This is a genomic window from Fibrobacter sp. UWB1 (assembly GCF_002210325.1).
Lineage (GTDB): Bacteria > Fibrobacterota > Fibrobacteria > Fibrobacterales > Fibrobacteraceae > Fibrobacter.
Window position 1 is genome coordinate 134,795 of record NZ_MWQL01000005.1, and the last position, 26,149, is coordinate 160,943.

Sequence of the window (26,149 nt, forward strand, 5' to 3'; positions counted from 1 at the left end):
TTCACGATAGTTATTTTAGATTGCTCAGTCCCCTTATAAATCGGTCGCATGCCTTCTGCAAGGTCTCGTCGCTTGCGGCATAAGAGAATCGCACGCAGCTGTCGTCACCGAAGGCGGCTCCCGGCACAATGGCGAGACCCTGGGATTGCAACAGGTATTCGCAAAGATCGATGGATCCGTCAATTACCTTGCCTGCGGGCGTTTTTTTGCCGTAGAAACTCTTGACGGGCGCAAACAGGTAGAAGGCTCCTTCGGGGGCGCGGCACGGTTCCGGCAAAATTTCGGCGGTGCGCTTGAGCATGTAGTCGCGGCGCTTGCGGAAGGCGGCCTGCATAGCGAGAACATTGCTCTTGTCCATCTGCAAGGCACCGAGGGCGGCATACTGCGCCACATTGCTCGGGTGGTGCGTGGCCTGTCCCTGGATTTTTCCGATAATCTTTGCGATTTCTGCAGGAGCGGCGTCGTAACCGATACGCCAACCTGTCATGCAGTGCGACTTGGAGAATCCGTTAATCACAATGGTGCGCTCGGCCATGCCGGGCAGTGCTGCTGCAGAGCAGAATTCCGTGTCGTAGGTGAAGTATTCGTACACTTCGTCCGAAATGCAGTAAATGTCGCTTTCGACAATTACTTTTGAAAGGGCTTCCAGCTCGGCTTTGCTGTAAACAGCTCCTGTCGGGTTGCAGGGATTGTTCAAGAGAATCGCCTTGGTCTTTGCAGTAATGGCCGCTTTCAAGGCTTCGGGCTTGATTTTGAATCCGTCTTCAATCTTGGTGTTCACAATCACCGGCTTTCCGCCAAGCCATTTCACCAGTTCCGGGTATGTCACCCAGTACGGGGCCGGGATAATCACTTCGTCGCCTTCGTTTACGAGCGCTGCGAGGGAATTGAATACGGCATGCTTTGCGCCGCTTGTCATAATGATCTGTTCGGGCTTGTAGTCCAGACCGTTTTCAACCTTCAGCTTTTCGGCAACGGCCTTGCGGACTTCCAGAATGCCCACGGGGGCGGTGTAGCGAGTCTTGCCTTCACGAATGGCCTTGCAGGCGGCATCTTGAATCGGGGTCGGAGTCGGAAAATCGGGTTCGCCGGCGCCGAGGCTTACGACGTCCTTGCCGTCGGCAATCATCTGTTTTGCCAAGGTGTCGATGGCGACGGTTAAAGAAGCGGCGATATTAAGAGTTCTTGTGGATAAGTCTTTCATGTCTGAGTTTAGCCTTTTTCAAAATGCGGTAGGCGTCCAAGGTGCTGGCCACCAAGGGGTAAATGGTAAAATGCGAAATAAAGATGCAAATAAGTCCGAGCGCTGCAATGAGGCCCATGCCGTTAATTCCCGGGTGTGACGAGAACAGCATGGCGATTGCACCGATAAACGAAGCGCCCTGCGCAATCATGACAGAAATCAATTTCGTTTGCAAAACACTCCAAGCATTTCCGCCTTGCTTTTCGTAGTACGAAGACCAAAGTTGCAATGATCCGTCAACACTGGCGCCAATCAAGAGGACAAACGCGATAGAACTGTATGCCGAAATCTGGATGTTGAACACGTGAACCAGAATGGTTACCCAGCTCATGGCAAATAGCGACGGCAGCAAGGTAAAGAACGCGCGGCTCAATTTGTTGTAGAACATCAAGAGAATGATCCAGAGCAGTACGGTGCCCAAGAGTATGGACTTGTTGATGTTTCCGAGAATGGTGTCCAGGAGCGAGGCTCTCAAAATCGGTGTGCCGCAAATCTTGAAGGTCTTGTCGTGGATTCCGTCAAGCTGCAGCAACTGCTTTGCAATGTGGCGGCAGGTGAGTCCGTTGTTCGGGTCGGAACTGGGAATAATGAAGGCGAATACGCCCGGATTGTCTTTTTTGTCTGCAAACTTGCGACGTATGTTTTCGGACAAAACAAAGTCTTTGACTTCGTTTTCGTAATTATCGAACATCTCGACAATGGAGGCGCTATCCTTGGGGCTAAGCCTAGAAAGAACATCTTCCGAAATCAGTTTTTTCAGCGTTTCGATTTTATGTTTTTTCTCGACACTGACCTTGGGCATGAACTGGTATTGCGTGTAGATTTTGCCAAGGTCCTTGAGGCGACCTTTCTTTTGCAAGTGCTCAAAGTTTTCAACCAGGTCATCGTTGTAAGACGAATCGGGGAGCATGACGATAATCGGATCGTAGGTGGAAAAGCCCGTTTCTGCAATCAAGGCTCTCGCTTCGCGTTCTTCCAATTGCATTTCGGTCTTCTTGAAATCGTAGAGGAAGGTCAGGTTCGTGCCGCTGTAAAGCCATGCGACCGCACTTACAATACTGATAACGACAATGATAATCCAGTTAGTCTTGAACGAAAACAGGCGCTTACGGTGATTGGGGGTGATGCTGCTGAAACTGATGTCAAAGGGCTTCTTTTGTTGCAGGAGCAGCAAGAGCGAAGCGGTCAACAGCGGGCAGACCATCAGGTTGAGTAGGCTTCCGATGGCACCGAGAATTCCGAATTCGCGAAGTCCGGGCAGAGGAACTAGAATAAAGGCGCTAAACAGGCTTGCCATGACAAGCGAAGAGGCTGCAACCACAGGACCAATTCCCAACAGGGCGCTTTCGATACAGAGGGCGGGACTCAGCTTCTGTTCGCGTTCATGGAAGTACCTGGTGTAGACATGCGTTAGAACCTGGCAGGCATGCCCCGGTAGCAAAAGCCCAAGCGAAAGCGTGAACAGGTTGATTCGTCCGAACAGCAGGTACGCACAGGCGAGCGTAAAAATAGTCGGAATGGCAAGCGGAATCGCTGAAATAAAAATCAGCTGCGGTTGCCTGTAAAAGTTGATAATCAATAAAACGAGGATGATGAGAGCGGCCATTCCGCCGGCAAACTTTGCTTCGGGCAGCAACGCCTTTCCGGCTTTAATGGAATCGTAGACTTTCCCGGTATAGTAGACGTTAATGCCCTTTCCGTTGTCTTCGACAAATTTTTCGACCTTTCGCAAAAGTTCACGGTTAGCCTGCAAGTCCGAAACCGATGTGGTGGGGTAGACGTCGACTACGCGGATAGACCCTTGCTGGTTTGAAAAATCCTGTTGCAGACTTTTGAAATATTTGGACTCGATTTGCGAAATGATTTCGATTGTGTCGCGTGCAGGCGCGTCAGCCGGAGCCTGGTTGCTATCGGTCAGGTCGACCAGGAGGGGATTGTGCTTGTTGATTTCGGCGGACCTTAGACTGTCCAGTTTTTCGATGACCTGGTCCAGATCGTTTTCGCTTGCGTATAAAAGCTTGTTTTTCTTGAAAAAATCCAGATCGGTCGCATATTCGGCGTAATGAACCTGCGGGTCGTCTTCAAGGTATTTCGCGAGATTTTGGGCAAACTTGAAATTGGCGGTACTGTCCTTGGACTGAATGACAATCGTCAGACTTCCGAGTCCGCCGAATGCATTTTCGATTGACTGGTAATCGGCTTCGACTTCATGTCCTTTCAGAGTGTCTTGCAATTGGATTTCCCAACGGAGATTTTCGATGGGGTAAATACATGCAAGTGTAACGACAAGAAACAACCCGATCATCGCTTTAGGATAATGGGCAATCTTTCGAATCAATTTGGCGAAAGCCGAAAACATATAAATAATATAACTATTATATTCTTTGTTCAAATTATTAAACTAAATTGTAGGCATGATAAAAAGGGAGTCGCAAAGTCTCTTTGTTTGGGTTGTTGTTGCGCTATGCTTATTTGGCGCGGTATATGCCTATGCAGAAGACGAAACTCCTTCGGATTCTACCGAGCAAGCGCCAGAAAAATCGGCCATGTCGTGGCCGCTTGAATATATAATCCAGCCTTTCCTGAACGGCCTGATTTACCCGGTGGCAAAGCCCGTGGACTACGCCATCAAGAACGGTATTATTGAGAAGTCTGTAGAATTGATTTCTTTTGGCGAAGATTACAAAATCATGATTTACCCGAGCTTCAATTTCAAGCCGGGTTCGCGAACTATGGTCGGTGCGAATTACCGCCATCGTAGTGTATTTTTCAATCGAGACTACTTGGTGCTGCAAGGGGAGTACTACGCCAACGGCGATGCAAGCTTCACGGCTCGCTATAACAAGCAATCCCTGTTTGGAACACGCTTCTTTGGCGGTTTCCGTTACGACATCGATTTAGACCGAGACAGCCGTTTTACCATTCCCGAAACAAAGAGTAATTACCTGCAGCCCGATTCCAGCTTCCAGTTTAGCTGGCGCTTGGGGGCTCCGATTGCATATACCTCGAACTGGAATGCGGAACTTTCTACTTCGCTGTATTTTAGTCGCGCCAGTCATCCCGATGTTCAAGATTCAATCTTGGTTAGCGACGAATACAAAATAGAAGACAGAGGTCTTTATCAGAATGTAATGCAAATTCCGATTGGTCTTTCGTTTGTCTATGACAATCTGGATTGCCCGTATGCGCCCTCGCGCGGCTCCCGTATTGTGCTGAACGGCAATTATACAATCGTAGGTGAATATTCCGGTGTCCGCTACGAAGATTTGGGAATCACGCCTGAAGAAGACCAGGATAAAGTCCTCAAGGACGGTGGCTTGAACCACGATTTCATTATCACGGAATTTATTTTCCAGCATTACTTTTATTTGGGAAATGCGAAAAAATACGTGCTTTCGGCAAAAGAAGGGCGCGAAAACCGCAGGTTCTATACGGACTTTTCGTGGGACGAGGCGGTTCGCGTGTGGCGTCCGGAACAGGTGCGCAATACGCTTTTTGAACGCCGCGTCATAGCGGTTCAATACCGCATGATGAACCTTTGGGAAGTCGAAGAGGGCGGTGCCCCGCACAATGCGTTTATCACGTTGAACGCAAGGTCTCCTTTGCGCGGTTACGGCGATAAGTGGACAACCCATAACCTGATGACTTTGAGCATGGAATACCGCTGGCCGGTAGACCGCTTGGTCGATGGCGTACTCTTTGATGAATATGCCCTGATTGCTCCGAAAATAGACAAGTGGAGCCTGGACCATTATTACAATTCCTGGGGCTTCGGTATTCGCGTCCGTATGCCCAATATGTACCTGTTCCGTGTCCAATTCGGTTTCCACGGTCTGCATGGCGTGAACCTGATTTTGACTATCGCTCCCGAGTTCAAGTAAATGAGAAATGTGAAATGGCTAATTGTTCATTTCACATCACACATTACACATTACACATCACACATTTTTTTATCTTTAGCGTGTAAAACTAAAAAAAGGATAAAATCATGCGTGATCAATTCGAAAGCCCGCTTATCAAGCGTTATGCTAGCAAGGAAATGAGTTTCATCTTCAGCCCGCAGTACAAGTTCCAGACTTGGCGGAGGCTCTGGATTTACCTCGCCGAATCCGAAATGGAACTCGGCCTCCCGATTACGCAGGAGCAGGTGGACGAACTGAAGGCCCACGAAAAGGACATCAACTTCGAAGTCGCCGAAGAAGAAGAAAAGCGCCGCCGTCACGACGTGATGAGCCACGTTTACGCTTACGGCGTGCAGTGCCCGAAGGCTAAGGGCATCATCCACCTCGGTGCAACGTCTGCATTCGTGGGCGACAACACCGACCTTATCCAGATGCAGCAGGCTATGATTCTCGTGCGCAAGCGTCTTTGCCGCGTGATGGACAAGCTTTCCAAGTTTGCGATGGAATATAAGGACATGGCCCAGCTCGGTGCAACGCACTTCCAGGCCGCCCAGCTCACGACCGTGGGTAAGCGCGCCTGCCTCTGGCTCCAGGACATGCTCATCGACCTCGAAGAATTGAACTTCCTCATCGAAGTGCTTCCGTTCCGCGGCGTGAAGGGTACGACCGGTACGCAGGCTAGCTTCATGGACCTGTTCAACGGCGACGAAGAAAAGATTATGGAACTGGACCGCCGCGTGACCGCCAAGGCCGGTTTCAAGCGGGTGCTCACAATCACCGGCCAGACTTACACCCGCAAGTGGGACAACCGTGTGAACCAGGTGCTCAGCTCCATCGCTCAGAGCTTGCACAAGTTCGCGACCGACATGCGCCTTATGCAGGGTGTGAAGGAAGTGGAAGAACCGTTCGAAAAGACCCAGATCGGTTCCAGCGCCATGGCTTACAAGCGTAACCCGATGCGCAGCGAACGCATTTGCTCCCTGGCCCGTTTCGTGATGGCCCAGGTGAACAGCACCGCCTTCACCCAGGCAACCCAGTGGTTCGAACGTACCCTCGACGATAGCGCCAACAAGCGCCTCGCCATTCCGGAAGCATTCCTCGCTATGGATGCCATGCTCATCATCGCCGAGAACGTCACCAACGGCCTCGTCGTTTATCCGAAGGTTATCGAAAAGCGCATCATGGCCGAACTCCCGTTCATGGCTACCGAAAACATCATCATGGAAGGTGTGAAGAATGGCGGCGACCGTCAGGAACTCCACGAAGAAATCCGCGTGATGAGTATGGAAGCGGGCAAGGTCGTCAAGGAACAGGGCAAGGACAACGACTTGCTCGAACGCGTGCTGAAGAACGAAAAGTTCCAGAAGCTCGGCATCACCGAAGCGAAGCTCAAGGAAATCCTCGACCTCCGCAAGTTCGTGGGGCGCGCTCCGGGACAGGTTGTGAAGTTCGTGACCGAAGAAGTCCGCCCGGCGATTGAAGCGATCCCGGCATGGGATTCTATCGACGCCGGCGAATTAAAAGTGTAAAATCGCTTTATAACACATCGCAATACTTTGTCACGCGAGCTCTCGCTGTATGTTTTATACAGCTTCGGCTCGCGTTTCGCGTTTTGCTCGGTTCTAAAGCGATTTTTTTGCTCGTTACTGGGCGAATTTTGTTCTAAAGCGATTTTTAATTTTATAATGCAAAAACGAGTGGCATTTTTTCTATTTTCGTCTTATGCTTTTTTCGAAGAAATTTTTTGCTTTCTTGTCCCTTGCTCTGGCGACGCTTTCTTTTGCGCTTCCGCAGACGGGAACATTCCACGATGCGCGCGACGGACACACCTACAGGACGGTTGTTATTGGGACCCGCGTCTGGATGGCCGAAAATCTTGCGTTCAATGTGAAAGGGAGCGCCTGCTACGACAACAATTCAGAGAATTGCGCAAAGTACGGCCGTCTCTATAATTTTGAGATGGCAAAGAAGGCATGTCCTACGGGTTGGCACCTCCCCGAAAACGACGAATGGAAACGATTCCGCACGGTCATCGAAGACAGTGACGGCAAGGAGGCCGCTTGGGTGAGCCTCAAGTCGCGGGACAAGTGGGACGGCTCCGACCGCTACGGCTTCGATGTGGTGCCTGCGGGCAAGGCTACCGATACATTCATGGATTTAGGCAAATCGGCCCATTTCTGGAGCGCCACCAGCGAAGAGGGGGACGCCTACGGCTGGCATTTGGCCCCTCCGGGCGACTTCACGATGGATTTTGATATTAGCAGCAACATGTATTCCGTGCGCTGCCTCAAGAATTACTAAAGGCTTGTAGAAACAAGTCGTCGGCCTTTTACTAGCTTGGGGTGCCACCAAATGCGGCGAATGCGATTATTAAGCCTACTATCCCTGCTATATATGCCATGAATAGCAGAATGCCTGCGTAAATTCCGCCGAGAAGGTCGTCCGCCATCACTCCCCATGCCCCGGGAAATTTTTCGAAGCGGTGGATTCCAAGTGGCTTAAGAATATCGAAAAAGCGGAATAATGCGAATCCAAGAGGCAATATAATATAAGGAAAACCAATAATCCATTGTGGATTAACGAAGGCGAACGTCATAAAAATACCGCAGACTTCGTCAATCACAATCCAGCCCGGATCTTCGGTGCTGGTATCCTTCATTGCCTTGTTTACGAAGGGAATAGCCCCAAAAAAGACAACGATGGCTGCAATTAAAAAGAACGGATTAAAGGATAAAAAGTAGGGCTCAATCGACTGGCTCGTTAGTGGGGTAAATGTTTTTACCGCTAAAAAGGCCATGGGGTAGGCGACAATAGTAGCAGCCAAACTTCCCATGGTGCCTGGGGCTTTGGGCGACATGCCCGAGCCAAAGAAGGTTGTTACGAGAGTAGACAAGAAATCGGTGCCCCGCCACTCGTGGGGCACTCGTTTTTTGCCGTATTTCTCTTTAAGTTCCTCGCGGTTCACGAGAAATTAGTTGTCCTCGCTTAATTATCCTCATATTCGGAGCTGCCCCAGCCGTCGAGGTCGCCCGCGGCGCGGCCAAGAGTTGCACCGCCGAGGATTTCGTCAATGCCCTTGTCTTCGGAATCGTCGTCCTCTTCTTCGAAGATGGAAGCTTCTTCCATTTCGAGGTCGTCGTTCGGAATGATCGGATCGTCATCCAGCGCGTTCTTGCTCTTCTTTCCAGCCATATTTTCTCCTTGGTGAAGGCGTTTTCGTATTCTTTACCGCTATATTATAAATTTTTTTGTAAAAAGGGAGATTTTTTTTGAAAAAAGTTAAAAATATTGCATATTTTGGGGGCGAAAATGAAAAAGTCCCCCGTTTTGGGAGACTTTTGTCGTTAAAAACCTCAAAAAGTCACTTTTTTTCGTGGGCAGAAATGTTTTTCGCCATGAACGCGTAAACGGCTTTTGTGCCCATACGCGACAAAAAGCGGACCTTCGTTTTCACCACGGAATTGTTCAATATCAGGTTATATTCAACGGTTTCGTTATATTCTTCGGAGTAAACGAGTCGCTTGAAACAATATAGGGCACTTTCGGGAGTAAGCAAGCTGAGCACTTCATTGATGTCGTTTGCACCAAAGGATCTGATTTCCTGGTAGAACGCCTTGTTGGCAAATATCGTGCGGTAAACTCGGTTTTCGCCTTCGATAAGTGCAATGGGAATTTCGTTTGTGACATCCATGCGCTTTCTTGTGAGCGGAGAGTTATCCAGGAAATTGATTCTGCCCATGTCGTCATAGTAGCGACGTTCTGCAGGCGTTTCGTTTGTTTCAAAACCGCACAGCTCTGCCCGTTTATTGTGGAAGTCGTCAATGGGCATGGGTTTGGCAAAATAGTAACCTTGAATCAGCTCGCAACCTATTCTCTTCAGGTATTCGTACTGGTCTTCGGTTTCGACACCCTCGGCCAGAGTGTGAATGCCGAGCTTTTTCGCCAAGTCAACGATAGAGGCGATAATCACCTTGGACTTCGGGGTCTTGTCGAAGTTCCTGAGGAAGTTCATGTCTATCTTGAGGAAGTCGAAATCGTAAGTTTGCAGGTTATTGAAAGAACTGTATCCCGAACCGAAGTCGTCAATCCAGACTTGGTAGCCGTCCTCTCTAAAACAGTGGATTATATCTCCAAGGCTCTCCTGATCCGACGCGAAAGCGCTTTCGGTGACTTCCAATACAATGTATTCCTTGGGAACATTATATTTGGCGACGGCGTTATCAACGACTTTCTTGATATCGCTCAGTTCAAAGTCGAGTCTCGAAAGGTTGACCGAAATGGGTTGGTAGGCGTATCCGCCATCGATGTCGTCGCGAAGGTTCTTGCAAACCTGGTCTATAATGTAGGCATCCAGTTTGTGAATCAGGTGGACCTTTTCAAGAACTTCGATAAAGATGAGGGGTGAAATCATGCCCCGATTGGGATCGATCCATCGGGCAAGGGCCTCGTAGCCGCAGACTTTCTTGTTCAGTGTTCGATAAATCGGTTGGTAATACACCTTGAAAAATCCTTTTTCGAAGGCTTCGTCAAAGTGTTCCAACACATATTGTTTCTGTTCGTGTTTTTTGTTGAGTTCCTCGTCAAAGACGGCGTATTCCCTGTTAAAAATGCCATGGACTTCTCGACAGGCGAGGGAGGCTCGGTCCATCATGACAATGGGTTGTTGTGGGGTGCCGTCGGCGATATAGATGCCTGCCTTGATTTGGTTGCGGAGCCCTTTTTCGTAACTCGTCATCGCTTTGTTCAAAAGCTTGATTCGTAGGGCGATTTCTTCGACAGAGAGATTGAGACTGATGACCACCAGGTGGTCAGCCCCTGCACGTAAAACTTTTTCACCTTCAAAAAGCTTTTGGAGTTCGTCCCTGAACCTGCAGAGGTATTCGTTTCCGCCTTGGTATGAGAATCTTTGGTTAATCGTCTTGAAATTCATCACGTTAAAGAACGTGATGGTCGATCTTTCAAGAGGGTAAAAGTTGGGGTCTTTTTGGGTTTGGGCAAAGAACCATGCCACAAAATTAAGGCCTGTAATCGAGTCTTCTTTCTCGAAAATTGAAGTGCTTGGGCCCGCTCCCATGGGTTGCATCATTTTTGGTTCGCTATGCTCCACGACCTTTTTCTCCTGTTGTCTTATGTTCAATTTAACTAAAGAAAACAGGAAAAGGGACTTTCCCTTGAAAATAGTCCCTATTTATTACGATTTTCTTACTCCAATTTGGAATATTCGTTTTTTTTTAGAATTTCGGGTAGCCGTCCTTGAGACTTTCGTCATAGTGGGCGCGTTCTCCGCCGATGAATTTCGGGCGCGTGCGCGCCGCAATCAAAATAGCTTTGCCGATATGCGTCTGCTGCATGTGTACAGGAACCGCGACTTCCTTCAGGTGCATGCCGATGAGCGTTCCGCCGATATCGAGCCCGGCATCTGCCTTGATATGTTCGATGGCGACCGGATGCTCGAAGGCGCTGTAGCAGGCTGTCGCAAAAGAACCGCCCGCCTTGGGCTGCGGAACCACGTTCACGATTTCGGCAAATGGGACAGCCGCGCGCTCGATGATGATGGCTCGGTTCAGGTGCTCGCAGCACTGCGCCGCGATGAAGATGCCCTGCGGCTTGAACACGGACGAGAGCCCTTCGAAAATCGCCTTGCCGACTTCGGGCACGGAATGGCTCCCGATGTCGTTTCCGAGCGTGGAACTCGTGCTGCAACCGATAACTACAGTCTGGCCCGCCGTGAGGTGAGCTTTTTCCACAAGTTCTTTAGCGGCGTTTATCGCGTCGTTACGAATCTGTTCAACAATTGCTTTGTCGTCTATTTCGTATGTAATGCCTGCCATGACAACTATTCCCACTCAATTGTTCCAGGGGGCTTGTGCGTCACGTCGTACCACAGCGAGCCGGCACCTTCTGCTTCGAACTTGCGCCAGAGTCCGGCCAGCATTCCCTGGTCGATTTCGGCGAAGTTTGCGGTCATGGCTTCGGTACTGTTCACCGGGCGCATCACGATGCAGGGCTTGCCTGCCGTGCGGAGCGGAACAAGCACCACCGGCATCTGCCAAATCTTTTCGTACAGGTCGTTTGCCTGCAGGAATTCGGTGCAGATGTTGTCGAACTTGCGGAGTGTATCGAAGTTTTCGCGAGTGGCGAACTGCTCGACGAGCTTCGGATCTTCGTCAGCGACGCTACCGATCTGGTAAATCACGCGGTTGATGGCCTTGAAGCGGTTGGCAAGTTCGGTCGAGAACTTTTCGCAATCTTTCCAGCTAAGGCCCGGTGTGGTGATGAGGAACGGCTGCGCGTAGGTACGGCCGTCGCCCTGCACGCCCACGCTCTTGATGGGGAGCAGGCGGCCAGCGATGTTGTTCGCCTTCAGGTAGTCGGCGAGGGACTGACCGGCGGTGTCCTTCACATCTTCGAACTTCACCATATCGTCGGTGAGCTTACCGTCGCTGCAGAGCAGGCGAACGCCGAGACCCGGACCCGGGAACGGGTGGCGCCATACGAGGTTGTGCGGAATGCCGAGTTCTTCGCCGAGGGCGCGGACTTCGTCCTTGTACAGGTCGGCGAGCGGTTCGAGCACGAGGCCCTTTTCCATGAGGTCCAGGACTTCCTGTACGCGGTTGTGGTGCGTCTTGATTTTGTCGGCGTTCTTGGTGCCGCCGCTTTCGATGGTGTCGGGGTAGATAGTGCCCTGTGCCATCATCCACTGGTTCGGATCGAGGTTGAGCTTCGCCATTTCCTCGTCCTTCACCGTCAGGAATTCCTTGCCGATAATTCCGCGCTTGGTTTCGGGCGCAGTCACGCCCTTGAGCTTCGCGAGGAAGTGTTCGCTGGCGTCGCGGACCTTGAGGTTGTTCATTCCCTCGGCCTTCAAGAATTCCATAATCTTCTGGGATTCGCCGAGGCGCATCATGCCGTTGTCCACGTGCAGACCCAGGACCTTTTCCGGTCCGAGCACGCGGTTCAGGAGCACGAAAGCCACGGTGGAGTCCACGCCGCCACTCACGAGCAAGAAAACCTTGCGGTCCTTGACCTGGTCCTTGATGCGCTGCGTGATGAGCGGCAAGTAGCTCTTCATGTTCCAGGTCTTCTTGGCACCCGTGAAGTCCACGAAGTTTTCGAGCAACTTCATGCCGAACTTGCTGTGCGTGACTTCGGGGTGGAACTGGATGCCGAAAATCTGGCGTTCAGGCTTGTCGCTATCGAATGCGACGGCGGCGATTTCGCAGTCCTTGGTGCTGGCCACGATCTTGTAGCCGACCGGGAGCTTCGTGACCTGGTCGCCGTGGCTCATCCACATGGGGCTCGCTTTCGGGAGGCCCTTCAAAAGCGGGCACTTTTCGTCGCCCACAATGAGGTCGGCAATTCCGTATTCCTTCACCTTGCCCGGTTCCACATGCCCGCCCAACTGCTGGGCAATGAGCTGGTGACCGTAGCAGATGCCGAGCTTCGGCACCGGCAGATCCAAAATTTCGGGATTGTATTCCGGTGCGTCTGCCGCGTACACGCTACAGGGGCCGCCACTGTAAATGATTCCCTTCACGCCTTCGAGCTCAGAGACCGGGGCAGCGGGGGAGTGGATTTCGGTAAACACGCCCAGACGGCGCACGCGGTTAGCAATCAGGTGGGCGTACTGCCCGCCAAAGTCCAAAACTGCAATAGTATCGACGTTCTTCATACGGTCTCAAAGATAGAAATTTACTCGGCTGCGCTAAATTCGCGGGCAAGTTGAATCAGTGTCTGCACGCCGAATCCGGTAGCGCCGTATTCGGTGTATTTCCACTTCTTGTCGACGAATGCGGTGCCTGCAATATCCCAGTGCGTCCAGGCGGTGTTTTCGGGCACGAATTCCTGGAGGAAGAGGGCCGCAGAAATGGCACCTGCGTCGCTGCCTGTATTCTTGAGGTCGGCGAAGTGATCCTTGAGCGCGTCGGCGTATTCTTCTTCGAGCGGCATGCTCCAGAACTTTTCGCAGCAGGCTTCGCCGCAGTTGATCACCTTGAGGCCAAGGTCGTCATCGTTGCTGAAGAATCCCGTGACGGCGTAGCCGAGGGCGCGGACCATGGCGCCCGTAAGGGTGGCGAGGTCCACGATGTGCGTTGCCCCGATAAGGCCCGCTTCGGCAAGTCCGTCGCTTAAGACCAAGCGGCCTTCGGCGTCGGTGTTGTCGACCATGACTGTCTTGCCGTTCTTGGCGGTAAAGATGTCTCCCGGCAGCACCGACTTATTGCCAATAGCATTTTCGGCGAGGCAGCAGACGGCGCTCACGCGAATCGGGAGCTTGAGTGTTGCGATGGCCTGGATGGCGGCGAGCGCGGTCGCGGCACCACTCATGTCGCTAATCATTTCGGGCATGGATTTAGGCGGTTTCAGGCAGAGGCCGCCGGTATCGAAGGTGAGGCCCTTACCGACAATCACCAAGTGGTCCTTGGAGGTGCGCTTGCTGGGCTTGTATTCGAGCGTAATCATGTGCGGCTCGTGCGAGCTGCCCTTGCCGACGGTCACGTGGCCCATGAAGCCTTCCTTTTCGAGCTGCTTCATGTTACGAACCTTGATGCTTAAGCCTTCGGTGTACTTGGCGACGGTCTTTGCGCGTTCCACGAATTCGGCGGGGTAGAGGTCAGATGCGCTTGTGTTGATCAGGTTCTTGGCAAGCGTAATGGCCTTCTGTTCTACGGCCACGTCTTCGGCAATTTTCTTGAATTCTTTGACATGTTCGCCGGCGACGATTTCGTAGGTCACCTGGAAGTTCGGCTTTTGCTTGCTCTTGTAGGCATCGAACTTGTAGTCGGCGTAATGCAGGCCGTGCAAAATGGCCTTGAACTGTTCATCGGCCGCGTCGGCGAGGAACAGGCTCACGCAGGGAATCTGCTTCTTCATCGCCTTTTTGGCGAGGCGGTAGGCGGCCATTCGTAGGTGGTCGAGGGCGGAAAGTCCGCGCTCCTTGGCGGCGTCAACAAAGATGGTATTGCAACCGTCGATTTCTAAGTATTCGAGGTCTTCGAAGGGGCCTTCCTTCATGCCCTTCAGAATGGTTTCGACCTGTTCTTCGCCTTCGGGGGAGAGAACGGTGGAAAATTGAACAGATTCTTTGACATAAAACAGGGCGTATGCCTTGCTGTCAGTGTTTTTGAGATTTTCGGAAGAAACGATATTCAGATTCATGCCTTAAATGTAGTAAATATAGGCAGTTGGCAGTAGGAAGTAGACAGTAGGAAGTAGGCGGTAGGAAGTCGGAAGTAGGTTGGCTTATGCTTCGGGTTCTTGGTGACGCTTGATACCTTTTTATTGTCACCTCGTCACTTTTTTGGGGTGTCCTTTTGCAATTTACTTCAAAAAATGCTATAATGAAGTTGTAAAAATGGAGGTTCAAATGAATCGTAAACTTACTGGTATTCTTAGCGTTCTTGCCCTTTCGGCGATGTCTTTTGCCCAGGCTCCCGCAGCCGCCCCTGCTGCAACTGCTGCTCCTGCTGAACAGGCTCCTGCCGCAGTTCCTGCTGAAGAATCTGCTCCTGTTGCCGTTCGTGGCGCAGATGCCGCCGCTCCCGTTGCCGCTGAACAAACTGCAGCCCCTGCTGAACAGGCCGCTCCCGCTGCTGTAGCTGTCGCGCCTGCCGCCCCTGCGGAAGAACCGGTCGCTGAACCTGCCGTGGTTGTAGCCCCGAAGGCTGTTCGTGGTGCAGACGATGCCGATAAAACAGCAGCATCTGCTAGAGCGGTTGAACAATTCCGCGATGCAAGAAATACGGTCCTTTACGAAACTGTTTATACCCGTGAAGATGGCGTTCCCGTTCGTACAGTCTATGTTGCCGAACGCGAAGGCAAAGACACTGTCTCCTTCGACGAACTCAGGGGGCTTTATCCGATGAAGTTCAAGATTGGTGCCCGCGGTTCTGTGGGAGCTTACCAATTGGCCGGTAACGATTGGGACAGCGACCAGTACAATGGCATTAGCTGGAGAGCCGGTCTTGTCTCGATCATTCCGCTGAATTCTTACACCATGGGTATCAAGCTCGGTGTTCTTTATGAACAGAGCAAGGCTAGCGAATCGTACTACATTAATGATGTGCCGACAAACTTCAGATTCTCCCAGAAGAAGATCGATGTGCCGGTTCTCTTTACCTTCAAGGCCGCTACTTCTAGAATCTTCTTTGATCTCGGTGTAGAAATGTCTGTCCCGCTGGCAGACGATCTTCGCATTTCCTATACTGATTCCAAGGATGTCAAGCATTCTAACAAGATTGACTTGATGGACGATTACCGTTCTAGCCTGGATTGCGCATTTGTCTTTGGTTTCTCTGTGATGGCGAACGATTACCTTTCGCTCGATATCGCGGCTAACCTTGGTGTGTCCGACCTGTACGATGGTCATCTCAAATACATGAACATGAACCTGGATGCTTCTTCGCTGAATCTGGGAATTACTGTCTATCCGTTCTAATATATGATTCTTGCAATTATTGCTGTAGTTATTGGCCTTGCCGTTCTCGTCTGGAGTGCGGACAAATTTGTGGATGGTGCCGTAGGTGTTGCTGAATTCTGCGGCATGTCCACGCTCCTTATTGGTATGGTAATCGTAGGCTTTGGAACGTCGGCTCCGGAGCTTACGGTTTCTGCTATATCGGCTTCTCAAGGGAATCCTGCACTGGCACTGGGTAATGCCTACGGCAGTAACATTGCAAATATCGCTTTGATCCTTGGTGCGACTGCGCTTATTTCTCCGATTCTAATGCAGCGCTCCGTGATTCGCGGTGATTTGCCGATTCTGATCGCTGTGTCGTTGCTTTCTATTGCATTAGTGTGGGATGGTAGCGTGGTGCGCTGGAATGGCGTACTTTTGCTGGTTGTCTTTGCGCTGGTCATGGCTTACAGCATTTGGCGTGAATTGAAAAAGGCTAGGGTCGAGGCATCAAATTCTGTTGAAGAAGAATCCGCCGGAAAACAGACTTCCTTAGGCAAATCCATTTTCTGGCTTGTCTTGGGGCTTGCCTTGCTGGTGGCTAGTTCTCGAGCTCTCGTTTGGGGGGCTGTCGAAATTGCCCGTACGCTTGGCGTGAGCGACCTTCTGATTGGCTTGACGATTGTCGCTATTGGAACATCTCTCCCGGAATTGGCTAGCTCTATTGCCGCTGCCCGTAAAGGCGAAAACGACATTGCTCTGGGCAACATCATCGGTTCGAACTTGTTCAATACGCTTGCGGTGGTGGGCCTAGCGGCAACTATTTCTCCGATGGATGAAATTGAAAAGGCGGTCACTTATCGCGACATGCCTTTAATGACTGCATTGACGGTCGCCTTGATTGTACTCGGCTTTAGGCGTAAAGGCGATGGTCGTTTGAACCGCATTGCCGGCGCTATTCTCTTAGCCGTCTATATCGGTTACCTAGCTCTGCTTATCGTGCAAGCAACAAAATAATTGTGAATAAAAAATGTCATCCTGAACTAGATGTTTCGCTCAGGGTGACTTATGATTCTATTAGAAATAATTCTGAAATCCGAATTCCGAAATCTGAATTCCGAATTCCGAATTCCGAATTAGTTAGGCGGGAAGAACAGGTAGGCGATTGCGATGGCTGCAATTACGCCTGCCGCATCTGCAATTAAAGCGCAGGTAACAGCGTGGCGGGTCTTCTTTACTCCTACGGAACCGAAGTACACGGCGATGATGTAGAAAGTCGTGTCGGCGGCTCCCTGGAACATGCAGCTCAGGCGGCCTGCGAAACTGTCAGGGCCTAGAGTCTTCATGGCGTCGATCATCATGCCGCGGGCACCGCTACCGCTCAAGGGTTTCATAATGGCGGTGGGGAGGGCGGGAACGATATCGTTACCCACGCCGCAGAGCCCGAGAATCCACGAAACACCGTTCAGCAACAGGTCCATGGCGCCACTGGCGCGGAATACGGCTACGCCAACAAGAATGGCGACCAGGTTCGGAATGATCATCACGGCGGTATGGAAGCCGTCTTTCGCTCCTTCGACAAAGGCTTCGTAGGCCTGCACCTTCTTGTATACGGCGAGTCCGAGGAAGGCTACGATGATGCCGAACAGGGCGATGCCGCTAATCAAGAGACTGGTCGTGCCGATGGCTTCTGCCGTCAGGTGGCTGAAGTAGACCATGATAGAAATAACGCAAGCCGAAAGTCCGCCGAGCCAGGCGACCGTTACCGGGTCCTTGAGCTTGACCTTCTGGAAGAAGCTGAGGGCGACAATGCCTGCAATAGTGCTGAAGAATGTCGAAAGCAAAAGCGGCAAGAACACGTCGCTCGGGTTTGCGGCCCCAAGCTGAGCGCGGTAAGTCATAATGCTTACGGGAATCAGCGTAAGGCCGCTGGCGTTAAGCACCAGGAACATAATTTGGGAATTGCTCGCGACGGATTTGTCTTCGTTCGGGTTGATTTCTTGCAGCTGCTTCATGGCCTGCAGACCCATGGGGGTGGCGGCGTTGTCGAGCCCGAGCATGTTGGCGCTGATGTTCATGAGCATAGTACCAATCACCGGGTGGTTCTTCGGAATTTCGGGGAAGAGCCTGCTGAACAGCGGCGAGACAATCTTTGCGAGAATCTGGACCGCACCAGCTTTTTCGCCAATCTTCATGATGCCAAGCCAGAGCGAAAGGATGCCGGTAAGACCGAGGGCAATTTCAAATGCGGTCTTGGACATGTCGAAGGCACCGAGAATAGCCTTGTTGAAGATTCCGGAGTCGCCGAAGGCAATCCACTGGACCATGCAGGCGACAAAAGCGCCAAAGAAGAATACGAGCCAAATAATATTCAGAACCATGTCCGAAAAATAAAAAAAAGGCGAACCTTTGAAATATCAAAAGTCCGTCTTGAATGTTTAAGAGCTTGTTTAGACGATTATTCCCAATCGGCGTTCATGAACGCTTCGAGGGTCTTGCAATCCACAAGTCCATTGTAGACGTAGAAGGTAACGTCGGGAATATCGAGATTACACTTCGTACCGCCAGAGGGGCACTTGTCCAAGAGCATTTCGCCGTCTTCCTCATCACATTCGCTCTTCAGCGACATGTCAGTCGTTTCGGCGCAGTAAGCTCCAGACATGTCTCTGCATGCAAAGACATTGCCCTTCGGGCCATCTTCGCCAGACGGAGTTTCAGAAGGAATAACTTCTTCGTCGTCGATGACCTGCGGAGCCGGATTTTCGTCTTCGTCAGATGGAATGCTATGAATGCGGGAATCGCCAGAACCCTTGCCGGAACAAGCCGCAAGAGTAATCAGGCTAGATGCCAAAATAATCTTTGCAAGGGTCTTCATAAAGCCTCTCTTAGAACATCAGGAAAATGCCGAGGTTGCCAACGAGGCCGCTCCATGCGGCAGAACCAAGCTGGTCGGCAACAGAAGCTTCGATGACCAAGTGGTCATAGCTGAAGCGGAGGCCGGCGTTGGCGTTGGTTGCGTTGGTACGCATAGAAATGATGGAGGTGTCGTCAGATGCCGGACCGGCTTCAACACTTTCGGTCTTGTAGTCGATGACCTTCCAAGTGAAGGCTGCGCCACCGAAGAGGATCCAGTGTTCGTTGAGGGACATTTCGGCGAGAACGTTCGGGGTAGAGAACAGGCCGAAGTCGTAGGTGTTGGTGGTCTGGTTGCCGTTTTCGATTTCATCGAAGATGAAGATCGGCAAGCGGGTATTGAGGCCGAGGAACACCTGAGCGTTTTCAGCAGTGAATACCGGCATAGCGAAGTTGAATCGCGGCTGGATAAAGATGAATGCGTCGTTGTTGGTGGTTTCGGTCGTGGTGTTAGCAACCTTCACGCGGCTGTCGCTCTTCTGGCGCAAGAAGTCGAGGCCGAGTGCCCAGGCGAGGTTCTTGGCGGAAGGACTGTTGGAAAGAGTCAGGCTTGCGCCGATATCCCAGAAGTCCGGATCGGTTTCGGTCTTGGCACCGTTGTCGTCGGTTTCGACGTCCACTTCCTGACGGAAGGTCAGCCAGTAGACGTTAGCGGTAATGTCGAAAGCACCGAGCGGAGCACCGAACTTCACGTTGATGTAGTCACCGGCTTCGGTCGTAGAACGATCTTCAGTTTCCTTGTTGTTCGGGCCCTTTTCTTCATCGGACTGCCATGCCTTGTCAATAGCTACATCGACAGCGACACCGAATGCCGGAGTTGCGATACCGGCGGTCAACAGACCCATGTTGACGTAGTCACCGCGGTGGTTTACGCCGGCCGGGGTCACGTTGGTCTTGTGAGTGGTGTTGTTGTCAAAAGCGAGGAGGTAGGTCATAGAGCCAGAACCGAGAGCGAGAACGCCTTCTTCGCCAGACGGTTCGACGTAGAACAATTTACGACCGCTCATCTTGTAGACAGCTTCCATATCGCCATCGATGGTGGAGGCACCGAACTGGTTGCCGACCATATTGTAGGCGTTGCCATGAAGAACGTTGAACGTGCCGGTTGCAGCCGGAGTCGGAACGTTTTCAGATGCAGCAGGAGCTTCGAAGCTGGAAGAAGTGGAAGATTCGGCAACAGGTGCCGGTTCCGGTGCCGGAGCGGCAGGAGCTTCTTCCTGAGCGCTTTCGGTAGAGGAGGTGGATTCTTCATATTCGTCGTCATAGTCCTGAGCGACAGCAGCAGACACTGCGAGTGCAGAGACGACAGAAATAAGCTTGATATTCATTCGTATCTCCTTAAGAGAGAGGATTTGGGGGTTGATTTTAAGAGAAAGATAATAAAATGGTTATGACTATGCAAGTCATAACCATATACTTTGTACTCAGCCTTCAATACGTCTGTATTGAAAAAAGTTTACTTATGAGACCGCTCGTGCTAGAGTCAAATGAAAAAAAATGATAAGCACTCGCTCTCGCCACCACGACTGATTTGAATCAGTCGCTTGTGGCTCACGTAAAACTACTTTTTCGATTACTTCTTCGGTTCGATGACTTCCATGCCACCCATGTACGGACGCAGCACTTCAGGAATCTTGAGAGAGCCGTCCTTCTGCTGGTAGTTGTCACAGATGCCCACCATCACGCGCGGAGTGGCGAGGCCGGAACCGTTCAGCGTGTGGACGTAGACGTTCTTGCCGTTAATCTTCGTCTTGATGTTGGCGCGGCGGGCCTGGTAGTCTTCGAAGTTGCTGCAGGAGCTGACTTCGAGCCACTTCTTTTCCACCGGGGCGTAAACTTCGAGGTCGTAGCACTTGGCGGCACCGAAACCGAGGTCGCCCTTGCAGAGTGCCAGACGGTGGTAGGGCAGTCCCAGCTTTTCGAGGAGCATTTCGCCGAAGCGGGTGAGTTCTTCGTGGTCTTCGTAGCTGTGTTCGGGGTGAGCGAAGTAGACCATTTCGACCTTGTTGAACTGGTGCAGACGCAAGAGTCCGCGGGTGTCCTTGCCGTAGCTACCGGCTTCGCGGCGGAAGCAGGCGGAGTAGGCGCAGATGCGCTTCGGAAGTTCGGATTCCGGAATCACTTCGCCGGCATAAAGGTTCGTGAGCGGCACTTCTGCGGTCGGGATGAGGAACAGGTCGTCGTCCTTGTCGCAGCGGTACATGTCTTCTTCGAACTTCGGGAGCTGGCCCGTGCCGCGCATGGTATTGCGGGTCACGAGGTACGGAGGCGTGAATTCTTCGAAGCCGTTCTTCATGTGTTCGTCGAGGAAGAACTGGATGAGGGCGCGTTCAAGGCGAGAGCCCCAACCGCGGTAAACCGGGAAGCCGGAACCGGAAATCTTGGCGCCACGTTCAAAGTCAAAAATGCCGAGGCGTTCGCCCAAAGTCTTGTGGTCCACGCGGGCGAAGTCGTCGTTCTTGGTGTAGTAGTCGGCGGGAATCGGGCCATCTTTTTCGACCACGTTGTCGCTAGAGTCCTTGCCTTCCGGAGAACGCGGGGCGATGTTCGGAACATGCATGAGCATTTCGGTCTGCTTGTAGTCGAGTTCCTTGAGCTTCTTGTCGAGCTCGTCGATCTTGTTGCCGAGTTCGCGTGTGGCGGCCTGAGCTTCGTCTGCGTTTTCGCCCTTCTTCTTGAGTTCGCCAATGCGCTTGGACTGGGCGTTGCGTTCGCTCTTGAGGCGTTCGACTTCAGTGAGGAGCGGGCGGCGTTCATTATCGACGGCGAGCACGTCACGAAGGCTTACGGTCGTATATTTCTTTTCGGTTTCAGCAATGTAGTATTCCGGATTTTCGCGGATTTTCTTGATGTCAAGCATTTTATGCCTCGGATGATAAAAATTTTACGCGGAAAAGATAGTTAATTCGGGATTCGGATTTTGAAATTCGGATTTCAAAATGCAGAAAAAAGGAGTGCAAATTAATTTTCTGTGTTGTCTTTTGCAACAACACAATTGGATTGTGGAATGTTTTAATCCTATTTTTTCGGTATATATTATCCCTAGGTATCATATACATAGGGAGTGAAAAATGAAATACTTGTTACCAATTTTGGCAGCAGCGTCGATGTCTTTTGCCCAATGGGGCGGCTGGGGCGGAGGCGGTGGAGGAAAATCTCTTAACGACTACAAAAAGATGTCCGTTTCGGGTCGAGAAATCCATGTCTATGCCCCGTCGGATCTTAAGGAAAATAGCCCGTTGCTCATTTCATGTCACGGTATGGACCAGGATCCCAACTACCAGCAGTCTAATACTCATTGGGAAGCGGTTGCCGATACGGCGGGCTTTGTGGTTGTTTACCCGAGAGGTGGTACGGGCATGAGCACCTGGGATATCCAGGGCGATCAGGATACCAAATGGATGGTCCAAATCATTGACCAGATGTACACCGACTACAAGATCGATAAGAAGCGCGTGTATCTTTCTGGCTTCTCGATGGGAGGCATGTTCACCTACCATTCTATGAGCAAGATTGCCGACAAGATCGCCGCCTTTGCGCCTACTTCTGGTACGAACGTGTTCGGTGCGTCCAAGGCTATGCGTCCGGTGCCTATCATCCATCCGCATGGAACTAACGACGATGTTTTGCAGTACAACCAGGTTGAAGGCTTCATCAAGAATTACCGAGACCAGTTCCACTGCCCGTCTCAGGCGAAAGAAGAAACGAATTATCCCAATGCCGAAAATAATGGTGCTACGATGTACACTTGGGGCCCTTGCGACAAGGGTGTCTATATCAAGCACTTGAAGCTCCCTGGCCGTGGTCACAGCCCCTCCAAGGCAGATGTCTCCGATATCTGGAACTTCATCAAGCAGTGGGATGTAAACGGCCTTATTAGCGAAAAGCCTGAACCGGAATCCTCTTCAAGCGAAGTGGCGTCTTCTTCTTCTGAAGCTCCGAAGTCCTCTAGCAGTGTAAAGCCCGCAGAATCTTCTAGCTCGGGTAATCCTCAGACTTTGCTCGAAGATCTTAGCTTGGCCTCGGTCTCTGTCTATAAGTCTTTTGACAACAGCATCATGGTTGCTAACGCTCAGGGCAAGTCCATCACCGTGTTCAATAGCCTTGGCAACGTCGTTAGCACGACCCGTGGCATTGCAGGCGCCCAGAAGGTTTACACTGGAGCCCAGGGCGTGTACATTGTGAAGGTCGGTTCTAGAACGTTCAAGACTTCGCTTTAAGAATTAACCAAATTCTTGCCTTAAAGACACTCCCTTTGGGAGTGTTTTTTTTAAATTTGTGTTATGTTTTCAAAAAAGACGTCGTGTTTACTTTGTTTTGTAGCGATAGCCCTGTTTGCGGGGCTCCTGAGCGGTTGTTATAGCTTTACGGCGTCGACGCTCCCGAGCCATATCAAGACGGTCAGGATTCATGAAGTCGAAGACAAAACCCTGGATCCGGTGCTCGCCAACAACATTCGCGAAGGCGTAGTCGAAATGTTCCGCAAGAATGCTGGCGGCGTGCGTCTTGTAACCGGTGACGCCACGGCAGACTTCGAGATGACTCTCTTGAGCTATACGAATAAGCCCGAAAACTACAACAGCAACAGCGATGTCGAAACTTACCGTGTGACGATTCGCGTGAGTGTCAAGTTTTATGACAACGTGAAAGATAAGGTGATTTATGAATCCAAGTCGCTGAGTGCCGAAGGTACTTATGACGTTCAGGCGAACGAGACCGAAGACCGCCATGGTCAGGCTCGCGCCATTGAAAAACTCCAAGACCTGATTATCACAAATGCATTGGCAAAGTGGTAAAAAAATACACCGCCTTTGAACGAGTCGCTGGCGGTGCTAGGGGTTGGTTTGGAGTATTAATAAAATAGAACTTTTTATGTTAATAGTTCTAAACTATAACGTAAAATATTTTTTCACAAGGACTTACGGACTTTATTTACCTTAAATCGGGGCGTTTAGACCCAATTTTTTAAGAAAGTCGTTTCCCTTGTGTGACGTCGCTCACCGTGACGGGGACTTCATTCAACAACGCTTCGGTCAGGGAGCTCCCCTTGTAGGTGAGCTTGAGCGAAAAGAATGGCGCGCCCCGTTCAAGGAGTGCCAAGAAAATGAGGTCGCCGTCCCAGTGGGGGAGCTTGGCCACGTCTTCCTTGGCGACCCATTCGAGCGTGCCTTCGTCGCATTCCTTGAGGGTGCCAGTGAATTCAGTCGCCGTGAACAGGTGCATGAATTCGGTCTGGTCCATGCCGTCGCTAATGAAGGTGACGATCCCTCTGTACTTGGGGCGAATCAGCGTGAGGCCCGTTTCTTCGAGAGCCTCGCGCTTGATACAGTCCTCGGGAGATTCCCATTCCTCGAACTTGCCGCCAATGCCAATCCACTTGTCCTTGTTGATATCATTCTTTTTCTTGACGCGGTGGAGCAGCAAGTACTTGCCGTCTTGTTCGATGTAGCAGAGGGTTGTGTTTAGCATCGATTAGCCGAGTGCCTTGATAATCGCGTCACCCATGCCGGTCGTGCCGACCTTGGTGCAGCCTTCCTGGTAGATGTCGCCAGTGCGGAAGCCCTGGGCGATCACCTTTTCGCAAGCCGCTTCGATAGCCTTGGCCGCTTCTTCTTCCTTGAAGGTGTAGCGAAGCATCAAAGCCACGGAGAGAATCTGTGCGAGCGGGTTTGCGATACCCTTGCCTGCGATATCCGGAGCGGAACCACCTGCCGGTTCGTAGAGGCCGAAGGAACCTTCGGCGATAGAAGCGGACGGGAGGAGGCCCATGGAACCGGTGAGCATGGCGCATTCGTCGGTGAGGATGTCGCCGAAGAGGTTCGGGCAGAGGAGCACATCGAATTCACGCGGGCGCTTCAGGAGCTGCATGGCGGCGTTATCGACGTAGAGGTGTTCGAGAGTCAGTTCCGGGTAGTCCTTGATGACTTCGTTCACGACTTCGCGCCAGAGCACGCTCGTGGTGAGCACGTTGGCCTTGTCGATGCTGGCAACCTTCTTGTTGCGGAGCATGGCGGCGTCAAAGGCGAAGCGGGCAATGCGTTCGACTTCGTAGCGGCTGTACTTCATGGTGTCGAAACCGATTTCTTCCTTGGAGCCCGGAACGCCTTCGCGGCCCTTCGGCTGGCCAAAGTAAACGTCACCCGTCAGTTCGCGGACGGTGAGGATGTTGAAGCCGTCACCCACGATGTCGGCACGGAGCGGGCAAGCGCCTGCGAGTTCCTTGTAAACGCGGGCCGGGCGGAGGTTGCAGAAAAGCTTGAAGTGCTTACGGAGCGGGAGGAGAGCACCGCGTTCCGGCTGCAGGTTCGGGGGGAGGTGTTCCCACTTCGGGCCACCCACGGAACCGAAAAGAATACAGTCAGAAGCTTCGCCCAGCTTGAGGGTGCTTTCCGGCAGCGGAGAACCGCTTTCGTCATAGGCGGCACCACCGACGTTTGCCCATTCGGCGTTCACGTCGAAACCGAACTTCTTGGAAACTACGTCCAGTACGCGGACAGCTTCTTTCATGACTTCGGGGCCGATACCATCGCCCGGAAGCACTGCAATCTTGTAATTCTTGCTCATTGTTAATCCTTGGTTTTGTATTTGAACGGCTCAAATTTAGTAAAATTATGGGTGAAGGGCACTTTTTTGCGGGTGATGTATGCTTTATAGAGTTCTGATTCTTTTGATTTTGGCGGTTTTGGCAGGGTGTCACCCAAAGCCAAAGTGCTCTCCTTCAGGATGGTGCCCTAATGAAGTGAGTCCCGGAATCTCGGTACAACAGTATCACAACAGTTTGGAATATTGCTCTTCTTGGATTAATTCGCACTCTAACAGAGCCGATTTTATTGACACTATACCCCGTAAAGCGTTACTGTACAAGGCGTGTTCGACGAGTGTAGAAGGAGAGAACCTGTGGTATCCCTGCGATTTAGACACCTCATTACTTGTTCGAATTCTTAAAAATTTTAATTCTCGTGATTCTGTAAAAGATTTGGAAACAAGGGTGAATCATATTTCATATGCAAATATGGTGCTTAACTCTGGTGCTGCAGGCTTTTCTCATCTTTATCAGAATGAAGATGGATCCTATGATGCAATTTGTGCTTCTAAAGATAGCGTGAAGTGCGATTTTTTGTATGCTAATGTTGTTGTCTCTAAAAAGATGAAGCCATCTGCTAAATATTGGCCAAGGAAATATGATTTCTTGATTGGCGAAGATTTTGGTGCAAAAGATGAACTTTCTGCATTGCTTGATTCAGTGTATGAAAAAGAAATCTATGTGAAAGAAAGTGTGCGAGATTCCTTAATAGCCTTTGACATGTGTTACAAGGACGGATTTGCAGAACCTTGCGTCATGGACTCTGCTGTCGTGGAACATGTTCGTAAAGTTATAGAAAAAAGACTAGATACTTTGGTTTCTTTTACCTATCAGTATGGAAGTTGGAGCGCGGAACAATTCTTTGCTGGGAGCGTTTCCCGCAAACATCAATGTTATTCTAAAGATGGAATTCATTGCTCGGAGTTAATCGCTTTAGTTCGTTGGAACATAAAGAATTGGCAGATTGATACGTATTCTCTAGGTACATGTCGCTTTGATTTAGAAAATTTGAGTTATTCATGTCAGGATGTATTGGGAAGTGATGTGATAAGGCATGACGGATTGTCCATCTATAAGAAAGATGGAACATTTGTGAGAAACGTGCCATAATT

General features: G+C 51.1%; 22 protein-coding genes. 8 read left to right on the forward strand and 14 right to left on the reverse strand.

Translation table 11 applies throughout. The features are described from left to right. Positions 1-10 precede the first annotated feature (10 nt). Together B7988_RS06030 and B7988_RS06035 are read right to left on the reverse strand one after the other, a co-directional pair. Positions 11-1,204 (reverse strand): pyridoxal phosphate-dependent aminotransferase, encoded by a 1,194-nt coding sequence (locus B7988_RS06030; protein ID WP_088657212.1) that lies wholly within the window; start codon positions 1,202-1,204, stop codon positions 11-13. Continuing rightward, a complete protein-coding gene (locus tag B7988_RS06035; protein ID WP_170930551.1) occupies positions 1,176-3,548 on the reverse strand; it encodes an MMPL family transporter in 2,373 nt (790 codons plus the stop codon). Before B7988_RS06035 ends, B7988_RS06030 begins: the two co-directional genes overlap by 29 nt. 109 nt (positions 3,549-3,657) lie before the next feature. Here B7988_RS06035 and B7988_RS06040 point away from each other — a divergent pair, with 109 nt between their 5' ends. The 3 genes from B7988_RS06040 (at position 3,658) to B7988_RS06050 (ending at position 7,446) form a co-directional block, all read left to right on the forward strand. Then, positions 3,658-5,124 (forward strand): BamA/TamA family outer membrane protein, encoded by a 1,467-nt coding sequence (locus B7988_RS06040; RefSeq protein ID WP_088657214.1) that lies wholly within the window; start codon positions 3,658-3,660, stop codon positions 5,122-5,124. Between the two features lie 107 nt (positions 5,125-5,231). Continuing rightward, positions 5,232-6,674 carry an adenylosuccinate lyase gene (gene purB / locus B7988_RS06045; RefSeq protein ID WP_073321971.1) on the forward strand — a complete coding sequence of 481 codons (1,443 nt, stop codon included), beginning with the start codon at positions 5,232-5,234 and terminating at the stop codon, positions 6,672-6,674. 223 nt (positions 6,675-6,897) lie between these two features. Then, positions 6,898-7,446, forward strand: coding sequence for a fibrobacter succinogenes major paralogous domain-containing protein (locus B7988_RS06050; protein ID WP_170930552.1), 549 nt, complete (start codon positions 6,898-6,900; stop codon positions 7,444-7,446). Positions 7,447-7,477: 31 nt separating this feature from the next. Here B7988_RS06050 and B7988_RS06055 read toward each other — a convergent pair whose 3' ends face one another. From B7988_RS06055 to B7988_RS06080, 6 genes are all read right to left on the reverse strand, one after another. Further along, positions 7,478-8,110: a phosphatidylglycerophosphatase A gene (locus B7988_RS06055; protein WP_088657216.1), complete on the reverse strand. Its 633-nt coding sequence runs from the start codon at positions 8,108-8,110 to the stop codon at positions 7,478-7,480. Positions 8,111-8,130: 20 nt separating this feature from the next. Further along, positions 8,131-8,337: a hypothetical protein gene (locus B7988_RS06060; RefSeq protein WP_073054201.1), complete on the reverse strand. Its 207-nt coding sequence runs from the start codon at positions 8,335-8,337 to the stop codon at positions 8,131-8,133. Between the two features lie 169 nt (positions 8,338-8,506). After that, positions 8,507-10,231, reverse strand: a complete 1,725-nt coding sequence (locus B7988_RS06065; RefSeq protein WP_088657217.1) for a GGDEF domain-containing phosphodiesterase — start codon at positions 10,229-10,231, stop codon at positions 8,507-8,509. A gap of 145 nt (positions 10,232-10,376) precedes the next feature. After that, positions 10,377-10,976: a TIGR01440 family protein gene (locus tag B7988_RS06070; RefSeq protein WP_073321963.1), complete on the reverse strand. Its 600-nt coding sequence runs from the start codon at positions 10,974-10,976 to the stop codon at positions 10,377-10,379. A 5-nt stretch (positions 10,977-10,981) separates the two neighbouring features. Then, positions 10,982-12,817 carry a glutamine-hydrolyzing GMP synthase gene (guaA, locus tag B7988_RS06075; protein ID WP_088657218.1) on the reverse strand — a complete coding sequence of 612 codons (1,836 nt, stop codon included), beginning with the start codon at positions 12,815-12,817 and terminating at the stop codon, positions 10,982-10,984. A gap of 20 nt (positions 12,818-12,837) precedes the next feature. Further along, positions 12,838-14,304 (reverse strand): leucyl aminopeptidase family protein, encoded by a 1,467-nt coding sequence (locus B7988_RS06080; RefSeq protein ID WP_088657219.1) that lies wholly within the window; start codon positions 14,302-14,304, stop codon positions 12,838-12,840. A 208-nt stretch (positions 14,305-14,512) separates the two neighbouring features. Between B7988_RS06080 and B7988_RS06085 the strand changes: the two genes are divergently transcribed. Then, positions 14,513-15,583 carry an outer membrane beta-barrel protein gene (locus tag B7988_RS06085; protein ID WP_088657220.1) on the forward strand — a complete coding sequence of 357 codons (1,071 nt, stop codon included), beginning with the start codon at positions 14,513-14,515 and terminating at the stop codon, positions 15,581-15,583. 3 nt (positions 15,584-15,586) lie between these two features. Beyond that, on the forward strand, positions 15,587-16,558 hold the full coding sequence (locus tag B7988_RS06090; protein ID WP_073321955.1) for a calcium/sodium antiporter: 972 nt from the start codon (positions 15,587-15,589) through the stop codon (positions 16,556-16,558). A gap of 119 nt (positions 16,559-16,677) precedes the next feature. Here B7988_RS06090 and B7988_RS06095 read toward each other — a convergent pair whose 3' ends face one another. The 4 genes from B7988_RS06095 to serS all read right to left on the reverse strand — a co-directional run bounded on the left by B7988_RS06095 (position 16,678) and on the right by serS (position 21,314). Next, positions 16,678-17,922 (reverse strand): nucleoside recognition domain-containing protein, encoded by a 1,245-nt coding sequence (locus tag B7988_RS06095; RefSeq protein ID WP_088657221.1) that lies wholly within the window; start codon positions 17,920-17,922, stop codon positions 16,678-16,680. Positions 17,923-17,999: 77 nt separating this feature from the next. Then, complete coding sequence (locus B7988_RS06100; protein WP_073321951.1) at positions 18,000-18,416, reverse strand: hypothetical protein; 417 nt, start codon at positions 18,414-18,416, stop codon at positions 18,000-18,002. Positions 18,417-18,426: 10 nt separating this feature from the next. Next, the gene (locus tag B7988_RS06105; protein WP_073321948.1) at positions 18,427-19,782 is read right to left on the reverse strand and encodes a hypothetical protein; all 1,356 of its coding nucleotides are present in this window, start codon (positions 19,780-19,782) and stop codon (positions 18,427-18,429) included. A gap of 245 nt (positions 19,783-20,027) precedes the next feature. Further along, complete coding sequence (gene serS / locus B7988_RS06110; RefSeq protein WP_073321945.1) at positions 20,028-21,314, reverse strand: serine--tRNA ligase; 1,287 nt, start codon at positions 21,312-21,314, stop codon at positions 20,028-20,030. A gap of 211 nt (positions 21,315-21,525) precedes the next feature. Here serS and B7988_RS06115 point away from each other — a divergent pair, with 211 nt between their 5' ends. Continuing rightward, positions 21,526-22,674, forward strand: a complete 1,149-nt coding sequence (locus tag B7988_RS06115; RefSeq protein WP_088657222.1) for a PHB depolymerase family esterase — start codon at positions 21,526-21,528, stop codon at positions 22,672-22,674. Positions 22,675-22,737: 63 nt separating this feature from the next. Further along, the gene (gene lptE / locus B7988_RS06120; RefSeq protein WP_073321939.1) at positions 22,738-23,250 is read left to right on the forward strand and encodes an LPS assembly lipoprotein LptE; all 513 of its coding nucleotides are present in this window, start codon (positions 22,738-22,740) and stop codon (positions 23,248-23,250) included. 169 nt (positions 23,251-23,419) lie between these two features. Here the strand turns inward: lptE and B7988_RS06125 are convergent, their stop codons facing one another. Together B7988_RS06125 and leuB are read right to left on the reverse strand one after the other, a co-directional pair. Further along, positions 23,420-23,923 (reverse strand): 8-oxo-dGTP diphosphatase, encoded by a 504-nt coding sequence (locus B7988_RS06125; protein ID WP_073321936.1) that lies wholly within the window; start codon positions 23,921-23,923, stop codon positions 23,420-23,422. A gap of 3 nt (positions 23,924-23,926) precedes the next feature. After that, positions 23,927-25,018, reverse strand: a complete 1,092-nt coding sequence (gene leuB / locus B7988_RS06130) for a 3-isopropylmalate dehydrogenase (protein WP_073321933.1) — start codon at positions 25,016-25,018, stop codon at positions 23,927-23,929. Positions 25,019-25,097: 79 nt separating this feature from the next. On the opposite strand from leuB, the gene B7988_RS14870 reads away from it, so the two are divergent. Next, positions 25,098-26,147, forward strand: coding sequence for a hypothetical protein (locus B7988_RS14870; protein ID WP_141225578.1), 1,050 nt, complete (start codon positions 25,098-25,100; stop codon positions 26,145-26,147). Positions 26,148-26,149: the final 2 nt, after the last annotated feature.

Coding starts and splice junctions, on each gene's coding strand:
- B7988_RS06030 (WP_088657212.1), bottom strand. CDS start 1,204: ATGAAAGACTTATCCACAAGAACTCTTAATATCGCCGCTTCTTTAACC.
- B7988_RS06035 (WP_170930551.1), bottom strand. CDS start 3,548: ATGATCGGGTTGTTTCTTGTCGTTACACTTGCATGTATTTACCCCATC.
- B7988_RS06040 (WP_088657214.1), top strand. CDS start 3,658: ATGATAAAAAGGGAGTCGCAAAGTCTCTTTGTTTGGGTTGTTGTTGCG.
- purB (WP_073321971.1), top strand. CDS start 5,232: ATGCGTGATCAATTCGAAAGCCCGCTTATCAAGCGTTATGCTAGCAAG.
- B7988_RS06060 (WP_073054201.1), bottom strand. CDS start 8,337: ATGGCTGGAAAGAAGAGCAAGAACGCGCTGGATGACGATCCGATCATT.
- B7988_RS06065 (WP_088657217.1), bottom strand. CDS start 10,231: ATGATGCAACCCATGGGAGCGGGCCCAAGCACTTCAATTTTCGAGAAA.
- B7988_RS06070 (WP_073321963.1), bottom strand. CDS start 10,976: ATGGCAGGCATTACATACGAAATAGACGACAAAGCAATTGTTGAACAG.
- guaA (WP_088657218.1), bottom strand. CDS start 12,817: ATGAAGAACGTCGATACTATTGCAGTTTTGGACTTTGGCGGGCAGTAC.
- B7988_RS06080 (WP_088657219.1), bottom strand. CDS start 14,304: ATGAATCTGAATATCGTTTCTTCCGAAAATCTCAAAAACACTGACAGC.
- B7988_RS06085 (WP_088657220.1), top strand. CDS start 14,513: ATGAATCGTAAACTTACTGGTATTCTTAGCGTTCTTGCCCTTTCGGCG.
- B7988_RS06090 (WP_073321955.1), top strand. CDS start 15,587: ATGATTCTTGCAATTATTGCTGTAGTTATTGGCCTTGCCGTTCTCGTC.
- B7988_RS06095 (WP_088657221.1), bottom strand. CDS start 17,922: ATGGTTCTGAATATTATTTGGCTCGTATTCTTCTTTGGCGCTTTTGTC.
- B7988_RS06100 (WP_073321951.1), bottom strand. CDS start 18,416: ATGAAGACCCTTGCAAAGATTATTTTGGCATCTAGCCTGATTACTCTT.
- B7988_RS06105 (WP_073321948.1), bottom strand. CDS start 19,782: ATGAATATCAAGCTTATTTCTGTCGTCTCTGCACTCGCAGTGTCTGCT.
- serS (WP_073321945.1), bottom strand. CDS start 21,314: ATGCTTGACATCAAGAAAATCCGCGAAAATCCGGAATACTACATTGCT.
- B7988_RS06115 (WP_088657222.1), top strand. CDS start 21,526: ATGAAATACTTGTTACCAATTTTGGCAGCAGCGTCGATGTCTTTTGCC.
- lptE (WP_073321939.1), top strand. CDS start 22,738: ATGTTTTCAAAAAAGACGTCGTGTTTACTTTGTTTTGTAGCGATAGCC.
- B7988_RS06125 (WP_073321936.1), bottom strand. CDS start 23,923: ATGCTAAACACAACCCTCTGCTACATCGAACAAGACGGCAAGTACTTG.
- leuB (WP_073321933.1), bottom strand. CDS start 25,018: ATGAGCAAGAATTACAAGATTGCAGTGCTTCCGGGCGATGGTATCGGC.
- B7988_RS14870 (WP_141225578.1), top strand. CDS start 25,098: ATGCTTTATAGAGTTCTGATTCTTTTGATTTTGGCGGTTTTGGCAGGG.